The sequence below is a fragment of the Acinetobacter sp. MF4640 genome (genome assembly GCF_002018895.1).
GTDB lineage: Bacteria > Pseudomonadota > Gammaproteobacteria > Pseudomonadales > Moraxellaceae > Acinetobacter > Acinetobacter johnsonii.
The window spans coordinates 1-12,627 of the sequence record NZ_MVOM01000070.1; the positions used below are offsets into that span (position 1 = coordinate 1).

At 40.2% G+C, this 12,627-nt stretch carries 13 protein-coding genes and 1 pseudogene; 1 reads left to right on the forward strand and 13 read right to left on the reverse strand.

Annotated elements, in window-relative coordinates; all coding sequences use genetic code 11:
* The 6 genes from MF4640_RS16810 to MF4640_RS19790 form a co-directional block, all read right to left on the reverse strand.
* Positions 1-178, reverse strand: a 178-nt coding sequence (locus MF4640_RS16810; protein WP_005137539.1) for a transposase, incomplete at its 3' end; no start/stop codon positions are given.
* Between the two features lie 113 nt (positions 179-291).
* Positions 292-669 carry a hypothetical protein gene (locus tag MF4640_RS16815; RefSeq protein ID WP_005006227.1) on the reverse strand — a complete coding sequence of 126 codons (378 nt, stop codon included), beginning with the start codon at positions 667-669 and terminating at the stop codon, positions 292-294.
* Positions 670-744: 75 nt separating this feature from the next.
* Positions 745-1,677 carry a tyrosine-type recombinase/integrase gene (locus tag MF4640_RS16820; RefSeq protein ID WP_005006225.1) on the reverse strand — a complete coding sequence of 311 codons (933 nt, stop codon included), beginning with the start codon at positions 1,675-1,677 and terminating at the stop codon, positions 745-747.
* Positions 1,678-1,703: 26 nt separating this feature from the next.
* On the reverse strand, positions 1,704-2,276 hold the full coding sequence (locus MF4640_RS16825) for a hypothetical protein (protein ID WP_005006224.1): 573 nt from the start codon (positions 2,274-2,276) through the stop codon (positions 1,704-1,706).
* A 113-nt stretch (positions 2,277-2,389) separates the two neighbouring features.
* On the reverse strand, positions 2,390-3,235 hold the full coding sequence (locus tag MF4640_RS16830) for a hypothetical protein (RefSeq protein ID WP_078390314.1): 846 nt from the start codon (positions 3,233-3,235) through the stop codon (positions 2,390-2,392).
* 118 nt (positions 3,236-3,353) lie between these two features.
* Positions 3,354-5,300 (reverse strand): hypothetical protein, encoded by a 1,947-nt coding sequence (locus tag MF4640_RS19790; RefSeq protein WP_227518677.1) that lies wholly within the window; start codon positions 5,298-5,300, stop codon positions 3,354-3,356.
* An 81-nt stretch (positions 5,301-5,381) separates the two neighbouring features.
* Between MF4640_RS19790 and MF4640_RS16840 the strand changes: the two genes are divergently transcribed.
* A complete protein-coding gene (locus MF4640_RS16840; protein ID WP_005006219.1) occupies positions 5,382-6,419 on the forward strand; it encodes a hypothetical protein in 1,038 nt (345 codons plus the stop codon).
* Between the two features lie 101 nt (positions 6,420-6,520).
* Here the strand turns inward: MF4640_RS16840 and MF4640_RS16845 are convergent, their stop codons facing one another.
* The 7 genes and pseudogenes from MF4640_RS16845 to MF4640_RS16880 form a co-directional block, all read right to left on the reverse strand.
* Positions 6,521-7,357 carry a nuclease-related domain-containing protein gene (locus tag MF4640_RS16845; RefSeq protein ID WP_078390315.1) on the reverse strand — a complete coding sequence of 279 codons (837 nt, stop codon included), beginning with the start codon at positions 7,355-7,357 and terminating at the stop codon, positions 6,521-6,523.
* A 584-nt stretch (positions 7,358-7,941) separates the two neighbouring features.
* Positions 7,942-8,799, reverse strand: coding sequence for a LysR family transcriptional regulator (locus MF4640_RS16855; protein WP_044432327.1), 858 nt, complete (start codon positions 8,797-8,799; stop codon positions 7,942-7,944).
* Positions 8,796-9,803: a phosphonate dehydrogenase gene (locus MF4640_RS16860; RefSeq protein WP_044432324.1), complete on the reverse strand. Its 1,008-nt coding sequence runs from the start codon at positions 9,801-9,803 to the stop codon at positions 8,796-8,798. The genes MF4640_RS16855 and MF4640_RS16860 overlap by 4 nt, the downstream gene beginning before the upstream one ends.
* A 29-nt stretch (positions 9,804-9,832) precedes the next feature.
* On the reverse strand, positions 9,833-10,630 hold the full coding sequence (gene phnE, locus MF4640_RS16865) for a phosphonate ABC transporter, permease protein PhnE (RefSeq protein ID WP_004757464.1): 798 nt from the start codon (positions 10,628-10,630) through the stop codon (positions 9,833-9,835).
* Positions 10,631-10,648: 18 nt separating this feature from the next.
* Entirely contained in the window at positions 10,649-11,509 is an 861-nt protein-coding gene (phnD, locus tag MF4640_RS16870; protein ID WP_078390316.1) for a phosphate/phosphite/phosphonate ABC transporter substrate-binding protein, read from the reverse strand.
* Between the two features lie 67 nt (positions 11,510-11,576).
* Positions 11,577-12,308, reverse strand: coding sequence for a phosphonate ABC transporter ATP-binding protein (phnC, locus tag MF4640_RS16875; protein ID WP_078390317.1), 732 nt, complete (start codon positions 12,306-12,308; stop codon positions 11,577-11,579).
* Positions 12,309-12,424: 116 nt separating this feature from the next.
* Positions 12,425-12,627 (reverse strand): annotated as a pseudogene (locus tag MF4640_RS16880) (phosphonate ABC transporter ATP-binding protein); the annotation flags it as partial.

A 12,627-nucleotide genomic window follows, 5' to 3' on the forward strand; every position in this document is an offset into this window, starting at 1 on the left:
AATACTGTTTTGTACCTGCTAAAGTTCCAGCCTTTGCTTTGGTATTCCAATTTGAAAGAGTTTGCATTGAAATGCTAAGTTGTCTAGCTGTTTCCGAGACATTGCCTTGATTGGCTTCAATTAATTTGATGGCTTCAGCTTTAAATTCTGTGGTGTAAGTCTTGTGTTTCTTGCTCATGGTAAACTCCTGATGAGTGTGTTTAGTTTACCAAGTTAAAACCTCCTGTTTTTTCAGCACACATCACTTTTCATAAAGCTCATTTGCATTCATGGGTTGGTTCAATCCGTTTTTTATATTTTATTCAGCACAGCCAATGTCGCATTGAGCATATCGACTGAAACCTCTAATTTTTTTGCTAAACGGGCCATGTGGCCGTCATCAAGTATTCTTAATGCCTTATGTAATGAAGTATAGTTTTTTAGCTCTGAAAACTCTTCAATTTTTTCATTGATATAGACATCATCTAAACCAGCTTCTTCAAAACACTCAATTACAGATAAGCCAACATATGAAAGTTTCTGTTTTTTAACATATGTTGATTGTTTTTGGTCTATTAAACCAAGTTTCACAGCAATTTTGTGGCTTTCACCACGCTTAGGTAGTCGATTGTTTGTGATGACCCTTGTATTGAAAAATTCTTTTTTTACTTGTTCAAAAGTCTTAGCCATTACGGGCACCATCAAAAGTTAATTATTTCGATCGTTTACGATATATCTTTAGAAGTACAAGAAGCGAATAAATTATTAATCTTGGTTCGCTCTAGCGCGTGGATGTGCATCTTTATAAGAACTAATCAACGTTTCGTGATCTACAAGAATATATACTTGTGTCGAAGATAGTGATTTATGACCTAGCATTTCCTGAACGGCGCGAATATTTTTTGTTTTGTTATACAAGTGCGATGCAAAACTATGTCTCAAAGCATGAGTACTACCAATATGTCCAGAACCATGCGCCTTTAACAGAGCTGTAATGCATGCACCTAAATGGTTTTTCGCAATATGTTTGCCAGATGGTGCAATGAATAAATATCCGCAGTCTTCTACTCCAGCTTTTGAAATCCAACGATTACGAACTAAAAGCCAAGTAGAAATAGCCTCTAGTGATTTTTTTCCTAAAAAAACAATCCGTTCATTATTTCCTTTACCCAATACCTTTAGTTGCATAGCACTGAGGTTGATATCACTTAGTTTGATGGCATGTAATTCAGAGATACGTAAACCGCCAGAATAAGCAATTTCTGCAGCTGCTAGATCTCTTAACTTTTGATTATTGTATTTCGGATTTAATGGCGTCTTGTTATCAAGTATCTCATTCAACGTATTCACGGCGATCGGGCGCGGTAAGCTTTGATTTTTGAACTTAACCCGAATGTCAGAAAAGAAGTTTTCAGGTATATATTCCTTACGCAGACAATAGTTCAGGAAGTTTTTTAAAGCTGATAAATTTTTGTTGAGTGTTCTTGCAGAAACAATATCAACATCGATTCGATGCAACCGAAATGATGTGATGTAATCGCGGTCTAGTTCCAATAGATGTTTACCTTTAAAAAAAGGCATTTCTAACATCAAAAGTAAGCTCTTTTTGTATTCATTAATTGTCATGTCGGACTTATTTTCAAGCTTCAGGCTATCCAGCCATTCTTGAATCAATTCCTCATTCGTCATGCTATGCATGGAAAGGTTTTCCGACATAATAATGCTTAAAGCTCTTGGATGGTTTTTTCTAGCTGAACCTGTTCGTCAGCCTTACTTAATTTTATGACATTTTGCACAATATCCATATATTCTTTTACTGATATTTTGCCATCTGCTTTCGCTGCGTCCACAGTTTTGCGTAAAAATGGATTATCTGAATATTTTTGGAATAAAGTGAAGGCTTTAAGGTCATTCAACGCGTCTGCATTAATTGAGCCATTAGAATGTTTAATGATGCAATTTTTCACCTGGTTTTCAGGTGTTTTGATGTAAGTAACTTCGGGCATAAATAGTTTGTATTTTGTAACCAATTGCACCTCATTAGAAGCTAAGCAACTGTATACAATTTGCGATATTGGTTCTTTTGGACCACTAACACTCCACCCTCCCGTAACCATTAAAAATGGGATGTTTGAATACGGGTATTTGAATGTATCATCAACCAGCTTATTAAACTCATATGCTGTCGATAGGTAGCGATCGTTTGTAAAAACATCAACATGTGACATATCCTTCGGAACTTCTGTGCATCCCCCGATCATGATTACAGATGCAATTGAAAGAAGTAATTTCTTCATAGTTCTAACCTTAATTAGATATCCTTTCTAAGTTACAAGTAACTTTTGCTTAGGCTACGGTTAATATTTATCCAGGAACAAAATAAAGCGGTCGATAGTGACCGCTATATACATTAGAAATTGAATTTTTCAGTGTTGTACGCATAGATTTTATTAATATCAATGCGTTTACCTTGCATGGTTGTTATTGCAGTTGGTTGGAATTTAATTGCAAGATCTTTAATTTCAACGTCTTTCCATTCTGGCATGGAAGACGGTATATCAATAGTGCGGCGCTCTTTGGTACGGGTAGCTGGTATCCAGTGGTTTAACTTAACCATTGAGTCACCTAACAATGTACCTCTTTTGCGATCAACAATGCGTAAGTTTCCTTCCACCGAACGTATTTTTAAACCAGAATAGTTATCAATTCCATAAGTAAATGTGTTTTGGTTTTTACCGTAAAAACGTACTGTAAATTGATCGCGCATATAATAATCGTAATGTGCTTTTAATACCTGAAGCATAGTTTCACGATCTACAACATTTTCGACAATATCTTTGTCAGTACGTAAGGACTGCAGTTTATTAAGTGTTGGTTCAACATTCAATTGTTCGTCTGATACGTTTGGATTAACTAAAGGGTTACGTTGAGGGTAGAAAATATCGTTTAAGTAAGCTGTGTGCTGAACTAATAAATACATCGCTCGTTGTCGAGTATTCATCTGTTGATAAAGGTGAGCTGTCGCTTTGTATCGTTGATTTGAATTGTTCTCAAAATAGCTATCAGACAGTTTATATTCGCTGATTTCAGGTGTAAGGCCACCAGCAACAACATTAAAGTTTTTAGATGGCGTTAAAAGCCCCACGTAAGCTTCTTTAAAGTTTGGATTTGGGGTTGGTACATCATCATAAGCAAAAGCAGTATGTGCTATTACAGTACCAAGGATACCCACCATCGCAGTTTTTAATAGTTTCATTCAGTATTCTCTGTATAACTTTAAAAGGGTTTTATGTTTGAAAGTATAATACTTTATTTTTGTGCATTTAAAAAACCACTATTTAAACTTAAAGTAAAAATAATAATATTTCTTAAACCTATTTAACGCCATTCGTTAAACTATCGCTTAATCTCATTAGTCTTTTAAAGGTCAGGTAGTTTTTTGGTAGTAGTTTAGAATTAAGCGTTAAATTTGAGCATTGATCTAAGTCAATTTGGGCATTTTGATCGATAGGAAAGAGTTGTCCTTGATATGCAAAACCAGTCGAATTTTTAGCGATCGACTCAATCAAAAATACACCGTATTTATCTTGTTCCGTGGCCACTGTACTTAAACCACCTAAGGATGTAATCAGGTTTTTAAAATATCCTGGTATTGCGTTCTTAGTGCGTAAGAATTCTATTTGATTTTCAAATGCTTCAGGTGTGAGACATAACATAAAAGCATTTTTCTTTTCTTCTGGCGTTTCAAATACCTTGCCATTGGTCCACGACAGGATATTCGGCTTGAATACATGCAGTACTTCAACCGATTTAAGAAGATCCGCTACATTTGTTTTATGTTGTTCATCGGCTTCAGGCACAAACTGATTTTTGGTATATACCGCAGTACAAAACCACTCATAATCAATTAGCTGATTATCGGCATCTAATGGTTCATACAGCAAATACACGGCGCTATCACGCTTAATGGCCAACAGTGGTGATACTGCATATTGTTCTGCAAACTGAGTGATTGCATCCAAGAGCTCACTTGATATGTTGAGTTTTTTGGCATTGAATTCATCGCAAATTAACAGTAATTCTTGAGTGAGTGTTGGTACCACGTTTAACGGCGAACCAGTCTTGTTCAGCATCTCGTTAATAGCATTCTCAATTGCCCCTTTTGTTAGGCTATTGATGAACTGCAGCTGCTCTAATGAGATCCCTTCATGATCCAAAGCCTGTATGACCAGATCAAAAGCATGACGAATTTTCTTCTCAAAATGGTTTGCGTACGATAATCCCCAAGCGTCAGAAAAAAATGAGACTGTTTGTTCTGTATAGCTGGTATTCATTAGGGTTTTGGCAAGTTGCGCGTTACCGATTAAGTCACTTTCATCTTCTAATTTTTTACGCAAGTACTTCTCAATACCTTGTTTGCGAACGTACTGGATCTTCTTCAGGTTTTGACTTGATAGCCAAGTCTTATATTGCGATACAGCATATTGAATGTTCATATCGGCATATGCAGTAATACGGCAAGGTATACCATCAAAGAACGTTGGTAGAAGCACCTGTAAGAGCTCTAAATCACAAAGAGAAGCATAGATAACGCCGTCAGCCACTTCAAGGTCTGTAATCTTCACTGAGAATGAGTGAATACCGACTCGAACCAGTATTAATTTATCGGTATTTATTAGCACCGCATCATAAGAACTTTCACTGGTGATATTGTTTGCTTTAACCCATTTTTCCCAATGGTTAACGATATGGCCAGAAAGCGCTTCACGAGTATCGAAAGGTTGATCTAGATCTGCAGTTGCACTTATGAACGTATCTAAGCTAAACGCATATCGTAAAGGCTTTAGCTCGATATATGTCTCAATCGCTGTTGTATGTTGCTGAATACCATTAGTAATGCTTTGGAGCTTCAGTGCATAGTTCAAAGCCTCAAGCTGGAGCACTTCATCATCACCGATCTGCTGAAACACCGATGTAGCATATGAAAAATTAGTTTGTTCGCCGTGAATATAACGTCTTTCTTGCCCAATCTGCAGATACAGATTTTTGGCATCAGATTGGACTAAATCTAGGTAATTTTGTGGCTGAAGATCCTGAGCAAGTTGCGTAAAAGGTATTTTAATTTTTGATACTTTAGGTGCTTTTTTTAAACCTTCAATTGATGTCGGAAATTCAATAACATCTAAAATAAAATCTAGGTTTAAAGTTTTAACATCTATGATCAAATGGTTTTTATAAAAACGTCCAATCAGGTTATTAAAAAAACAAACTTGGGTTTTATGGTTTAGCATAAATATACCTTTATGAATCTTAAAGATCATCTTATAATAGTAGTATAAGTTTTAATACTATTTATCATGTGGTATTTTTAAACAAAGATAAAACTTTTAGTGAGTTGTTTCATGACAGAATCAGTTGTACCAAATAATAGCGCTTCAGAGAACGCACAAATACCAGGTACGATCGGAACATCAGCCGTTGCAGAACACAAGGGCGATAGTTTTAACGGCACAAGCATCATCACGATTGGTCGAGTTGACTTAAGTAGTTCTATTGAGCCTCTATTTGTACCAGTCTCAACATTGTGGTCCATCACACCGGGTAATTATCCTTTAAGCGCAGAAAATATTAAAAACTGCACGGCAGTACGATTTGAGGGTGAAGAACTACTTACCCAAAACTTCGCATTAGGCTCAATTGTGGTTTATAAAATCAATGGTGTTTTAGGGAACCATGTAATTGTGGTCAGTGAGGATCGAGACGGCGGTAACGATAACCGTGCGATTTACTGCAATAGCTTCAATACAACATGTAATATCTTATCTCAGTACGGTATTGCCTTCGCTGAGCTATATCGCCGCAAAGTATTAGAGCTTGATCAAGTCCTCTATACCAACCTCAATAGATCCCTTTTACAAACTCTCTATGCAGAAAATGAAACTGACGTTATTGATTTAGAGTGGAATACAAAGCACCACCCTACTCTATACGTTCATGCGTCAAACTTAGTTGCATCTGAAGAGCACGGTTTTGTGAAATATGATGGTCGTATGGCTGGTATTGGTACCTTTTCTACAAAATGTCTAACTGCAGACCGTAACGGCAACTTAATTAAACCAGAGCTAGCCTTCCTCAATAACATTATTGAAATTAATGTTACTGAAAAAGATGCGTTAGAGTTCTTGAATTGCTCTATTACGAATAACCGCTTCTTTTCGCGTATGGTTGATCAACTCAAAAGTGCTGGTCGTAAAGAATATGACTTCATCACGAACAACATTGATTTCTTCGCCGTACATGTGAAGCTTAACCTTGAAGAAGATCGTCCTAAAATTACGCGAATGGTTTTAGCACCAGATTTACCAATTCTGGAAAACTATTTGTATAAGCAATACGATCCAACCTACCTTGGTGAAGCCGTTGACGACTTAATTCAGTAATACAGATCTAAAAAAGCTAAAAGCCTACAATGTAGGCTTTTTTAATGCAAAAAGGAAAAGGCTTAATAATTACGGAATCCCAACCTGAATAACTGATATTTTTAGCGACCAAAGATCAAACTAAATAAGTACCCAACCCCTTCACCTTTCATACCATTAGCAATATGAAAAGCAATAGCTAAACAGATGATGACCGTTCCATAGAAAAATAGGTACGGTGCTAAAACACCTTTGAATTTCTTTTCCATTTGATCATGTAATGTGTATTTGATCGGAGCGGAACTTTGATTACGACTATTATCACTTGGAGTATCACGATCTTCTGACTGAATAAGATTGCGAACTCTAGGAGCAACACCCTGATCCCAAGAATATTCTTTAAGTTTTAACTTGTTTACTAGGTATACAATATCATCACTAGCAAGACTAATCCCCTTGGTATGGAGTCTAGACAAAGTATCCACTGAATTGGCAATATCGGTAACATAAAACCACTTTCTTACCGAATGAGACAAATCCATTTGCGTACTAGATAACTCATTCAGGATGATGCAACCACTAATAAAACCTAAGTTTTGGTCGGTAAACAATTCAGCACTTTTGAACCACTCTAAAACAGCAAATCTGTTCTTCCGAATCTGAACAAATGGATTAATCTGAGAGCCACCCTGAACCTCAAGCTCACCATTAATCTGCCATTCCCCATTTTCCGACCCAACCAGATTGCCTGAATAGTTTTTTAGGTCAATAACAACGATTGCTTCCTTGGTGAAAGCAATAACATCAATTTCCTGACCTGACCACATTGTGTTATAGAACAAATAAATCCAATCTTCACTATTACCCCAATGAAGCTTCAATTGGGTTAATAAGTCTTCAAACATTTTTTGTTCATTTTTCAGGTGGCTAATATCACCATAATACGCATGAATAGTCATTATTAATCCTCATCCGTATAAAACAAAACTTCACCGCATTTAGCACAAGAGTTGCGAATTTTGTAAGTATTGTTTTTTAAGGCATATCTGCGAATTGATGTACTTTCGCAAAAACAACATTTCACGATATTTGTAGTCACAACACATTGAGGGTATTCAGTCTTATACCATTCAAGTGTTTGCGTGTTACGAACAAAGCGCTGTCTCTGTGATGTGTGCTGAGAAAACAGGAGGTTTTAACTTGGTAAACTATAGACACTCATCAGGAGTTTACCATGAGCAAGAAACAGAAGACTTACACCGCAGAATTTAAAGTTGAAGCAATAAAATTGATTGAAGCCAATCAAGGCTGATATGTGCTGAATTAGCAGGAGACTTTCACTTGGGATATGCTAGGCAGCTAACCGATAAAAGTTCTCTGCTATTTGATTTGGCGTTTTAAAGGTAGAAAACTTAGTATTTAGACGCCTACCTTCTAGAGAAATAACGCAAATGAATAAAATGCTACCATCAACTTAAAATCATGATATGTCACGGCAAACTTCACACTTTCTAACTGTTGGCATAAACAACATACCATCCATCTACTGAAGTAGAAATTTTTTGAAATGTGCCGATGGTGTATTTTCAAGCATATTGCCACGACAAATAACGTAAAGATTTTTGTAGGGGGTGATCCCTTCAATTTTAACGCTTCTTAGTCGACCACTCTCGCACTCATCGACCACAGACGAAGAGATCACCAATGAAATACCCAAGCCTGCCTGTACTGCCCGTTTAACCGCCTCTGTGCTTCCAAGCTGCATAGATACACCAATAGAATCTGCCACGCTTCCGAAAAAATGCTGTAACAGACGCCCTGTGCCGCTACTTGTTTCTCCCCCCAGCAATTTCTCTCCCTTCAGCCAATCTAATGGAATACTCGCCAATTTGGCCCACGGATGCTCCACCGGCACAATCACAGCTAGTTCTTCACTTCGCCAAACGCATGCATCAAATCCCTCTCGTTGATCCCACCATTCCATAATGGCCACATCGACTTCAAAGTTTTCCAGTTTTTTCACAATGGTAAGATTATCGCCAATGACTACATCAAAATTGCAAGTTGCTGTTTTCTTGAACCGCCTCAAGTGCGGTGGCAATACATAGATGCCGATATTCGAGCTCGCGCCTATTACAAGACGATTTGTGTCGAATAATGCGCACGCTCTGGATCCGGTGCGCACTAGGTTTTCCGCATAAGGCAAAAACACTTTGCCTTCCTCTGTGAGCGTACTACCTGCGTTGTTTCGCACAATCAGATTGACACTCAGCGACTCTTCTAGGCGCCTAACATGCTGAGTCACAGCTGACTGTGAGAGCCCTGTGTGCTTGGCTGCTTCACGAAAGCCACCCCGATTCACGACAGCCAGAAAAGTAACTACGCGTTCAAGATTGATCAATTAACGCCTTCCAAAATTGGATTATTGATAGCATCGGATGGCCTTTGGCCGGTCAGTGCCTGTAAGATATTATTGGCTGCTAGTTGCTCGATTTCGAAACGCACGTCGTCGACCGCAGACCCCAAATGTGGGGTGAAAAATGTTTGCGCTGTATTGGTCAGTAACTCCTGCGGAATAGCTGTTGGCCTATCAACACGGATCCACTCTTCCAATTCGAAAACATCTGCCGCATAACCCGCCAATTTTCCAGATTCAAGTGCTTCGGCAACAGCTAATTCATCGACAACTGAACCACGACACGCATTGATCAAGTAGCTTCCTGTGCGCATTGTGCCAATTGTTTCTGCATTCAATAAGTGCAAAGTTTGCGGCGTCATTGGCAGCATAGGTACAACAAAGTCACTGCTACTTAATAATTCATCGAGACTCACCTGTCGTGCATTCCAGGCCTTTTCCTGCTCTTGATTCAAGGCGATGTCATCGCAATAAAGCACCCGCATATCAAAACTCGATAAGCGCTTCGCAATCGCTCGCCCGACCGCACCCATACCGATGATTCCGAGTGTGCGTCCTGTTAAACCCGTTCCGTATAGTTCCGGTCTCCACCCGTTAAATCCGTGAGTTCGGATACGGCGATCCCCCTCGGCCAGATGGCGAGTCAGGCCAAGAAGCAATCCAATTGTCAGCTCCGCCGTTGGGATGGTCAGAAGGTCCGGCACGATGCTGAACCAAATACCACGGCGGGTACAAGCATCGACATCAAAGTTGTCATAGCCTTTGAGTGCTGCACCTACAATCTTCAATTTAGGGCAGGACGCAAGAAAATCATCATCGATACTGTCAGGCATGAATACCATCAGTGCGTCAGCATCCTTTGCTCTCTCCAGCAATTCTGCGCGCGACATAGTATCGCGGGTCATGTTGGGAACGACATCCGCAACAGATTGTAAATAATCGATAATTTCAGGATGAACCCAGTGGGTAAGAACTATTTTTTGTTTCATGTGTATACCTGATTTTTTATATGGGTTAGCTACTTGAACTTGCGACGCAAGAATGAACTGAATGTATCAACTAGCGTCACCATCCCAAGAATGACCAGCAATATCGCGGATACTTCTTGGTATTGCATAAGACGCAGCGATCCTATCAACTCGAAACCTATACCGCCGGCACCGACCATTCCCATCACCGTTGAGGCGCGAAAATTGTATTCCCACCGATAAATCGCGGTGTCGGCCATTTGCGGTAATACTTGCGGAAAAATGCCATGAAATATCACTTGTAGCGGGCTGCAACCTGCGGCCTGCGCAGCTTCAACTGGTGCTTGATCTGTATGCTCAATCGCTTCCGCAAAAAACTTAGCGATCATGCCGATTGAGTGCAGGCCTAATGCCAACACACCCGGCAGTGCACCAAAGCCGACAGCTGCCACGAAAACTATACCCATAATAAGCTCAGGAACAGATCTCAACACATTTAACAGAGCACGCGCAGCCTGATAGACCGCTGGATGTGGACTGGTATTGCGTGCAGCCAAAATACCCAAGGGCACGGACAAAAGCACAGCGATGGCGGTTCCAGCAATACTCATGGCTAAGGTATCGAGCACTGGCTTGACCCATGCTCTCCACTCACTAAAGTTGGGAGGGAACATCTCACCAATGAGACTAACAAGACTTGGCACGCCTTCGCCTAAACGCTCACCATCAAATAGACCAACGTAATACCAACATCCGACGACAATAGCTAAAATCAATATCACATACCTAACTACTCGATTCCAGCTTTGGCGCTGCTCTGACAATATGGCTTCGAAGTTCGTATTCATTGTAGAGACCTCAAAAAATTAGAACTTGGAAAAATCTAGCTTTAGCAAACTACCTAAATCACGCACGACATCGTAATCCTTATCTGTTGCAGGCCCGAATCCATCAGCCTTGAATGGTTTCAACACGTTCGGATCTTTCAAATCGAGGAAGGCAGCACGAATTTTTACTTTTAGCTCTGGTTTTAAGTTAGAGCGCATAGTCCATGGGTACTGAGGAAACGGTTTTGACTCCACTAAGACCTTCACTTTGTTTAGATCGATCAAGCCGCTCTGAACGAGCGATTTGAAAATGGGCTTGCTCAGACCACCGGCCTGCGCGTGTCCATTCTGAACTGCCATCGCCACTGCATCGTGAGCGCCTACGAAATGCTCCTTGTAATCCTTTCCGGCAAATAATCCTTTATCAGCAAGCATTGATTTGGGGATCAGGTGGCTGGATGTAGAGGCCTTGTCACCCCAGGCAACGGCTTTTTTCTTGATATCTGTGATGTTGTTGATGCCCGCCGCCTTATTCACAATTAGCACTGACTGATAAGTTGTTGTGCCTTTTTGTTGCATTGCTGCAAATGGTTCAATCTTACTTTTCTGTTTGGCCAATACATAAGACAAGGGCCCAAAATATGCAAGATCAATACGACCGAACCGCATTGCTTCAATCATTGATGAATAGTCAGTGGTAACAATAAGCTCAATCTTTTTGCCCAGAGCTTTTTCAAGATACATCTCTAGAGGCTTATTATTTTTAATGACGGTTGATCCATTTTCATCAGGCAAGAGAGCAACTTTTAATGTGCCGGGGTCAGGATTAGGTGCGGCATATGTGACACTACCTAAGAGGCAAAACGATATTAGAGCCAGTACAGCGAATAGCTTTTTCATGGTTATTTCTCCTCAGTTCTTAAGTTAAACAATGGTTATGAGTAATATTTGGAATGTTTGAATTCAATTACGCTTTTTGTTCATAGAGTTCAGTTACATGCGTTTGTGTCAGAGCCGCTGGTATTGCATCGAACACAACCTTGCCATGAGCCAGACCGACGATTCGGTCAGCATAGCGTTTAGCGAGATCGACTTGATGTAGGCTGACTACAGCGGTTATGCCGTCTTCTTTGCATATCTGGTGTAAGAGCGCCAAGACTTTGTTGGCGGCTGCTGGATCAAGGCTTGCCACAGGCTCGTCTGCCAAAACAAGTGCCGGTCGCTGCGCTAATGCCCGAGCTATACCCACGCGTTGTTGCTGACCGCCACTTAACTCATCCACTCGTGAGAGTGCTTTGTGAAGTAGCCCAACGCGGTCAAGGCTGTGTAATCCAATAGATTGATCCTCCTTCGATAGAGGAAAAAGAGTACGAAGCGTCGAGTGATAACCTAGTCTACCCATTAGCACATTTTGCAAAACAGAAAGTCGACCAATTAATTGATGCTGCTGGAATATCATGCCAGTACGCCGACGATGCTCTTGCAATATTTTTTTGTCCAACAATGAACCTAACATTGTAATGTTTATATTGCCGCTAGTGGGTTTTTGCATCAGGTTAAGACAACGGAGCATTGTTGATTTGCCTGCACCAGAGGCACCGAGCAACACTGAAAACTGTCCCTGTTGAAACGTGAGTGAAGTTGGATGCAACGCAATCATTTGTCCGTACTGGACGGTAATATTTTGAAGTTGAATCATTGCTGCCAGACCCTCGTTGTTGTAATCAATCTTTATTTTTGATTACGAAATCAGATAATGAGGTGAGCATAACGACTCAATGTTACAGTTTTATTGCGAGCAATTAGCAATCGCACTCAAACGCTTTGTTCATAGAGTTCAGTTACATGCGTTTGTGTCAGAGCCGCTGGTATTGCATCGAACACAACCTTGCCATGAGCCAGACCGACGATTCGGTCAGCATAGCGTTTAGCGAGATCGACTTGATGTAGGCTGACTACAGCGGTTATGCCGTCTTCTTTGCATATCTGGTGTAAGAGCGCCAAGACTTTGTTGGCGG

What these genes read in the sequence shown, in the direction of transcription:
- MF4640_RS16815 (WP_005006227.1), bottom strand. Translation starts at nt 669, where the DNA reads ATGGCTAAGACTTTTGAACAAGTAAAAAAAGAATTTTTCAATACAAGG.
- MF4640_RS16820 (WP_005006225.1), bottom strand. Translation starts at nt 1,677, where the DNA reads ATGCATAGCATGACGAATGAGGAATTGATTCAAGAATGGCTGGATAGC.
- MF4640_RS16825 (WP_005006224.1), bottom strand. Translation starts at nt 2,276, where the DNA reads ATGAAGAAATTACTTCTTTCAATTGCATCTGTAATCATGATCGGGGGA.
- MF4640_RS16830 (WP_078390314.1), bottom strand. Translation starts at nt 3,235, where the DNA reads ATGAAACTATTAAAAACTGCGATGGTGGGTATCCTTGGTACTGTAATA.
- MF4640_RS19790 (WP_227518677.1), bottom strand. Translation starts at nt 5,300, where the DNA reads ATGATCTTTAAGATTCATAAAGGTATATTTATGCTAAACCATAAAACC.
- MF4640_RS16840 (WP_005006219.1), top strand. Translation starts at nt 5,382, where the DNA reads ATGACAGAATCAGTTGTACCAAATAATAGCGCTTCAGAGAACGCACAA.
- MF4640_RS16845 (WP_078390315.1), bottom strand. Translation starts at nt 7,357, where the DNA reads ATGACTATTCATGCGTATTATGGTGATATTAGCCACCTGAAAAATGAA.
- MF4640_RS16860 (WP_044432324.1), bottom strand. Translation starts at nt 9,803, where the DNA reads ATGAAACAAAAAATAGTTCTTACCCACTGGGTTCATCCTGAAATTATC.
- phnE (WP_004757464.1), bottom strand. Translation starts at nt 10,630, where the DNA reads ATGAATACGAACTTCGAAGCCATATTGTCAGAGCAGCGCCAAAGCTGG.
- phnD (WP_078390316.1), bottom strand. Translation starts at nt 11,509, where the DNA reads ATGAAAAAGCTATTCGCTGTACTGGCTCTAATATCGTTTTGCCTCTTA.
- phnC (WP_078390317.1), bottom strand. Translation starts at nt 12,308, where the DNA reads ATGATTCAACTTCAAAATATTACCGTCCAGTACGGACAAATGATTGCG.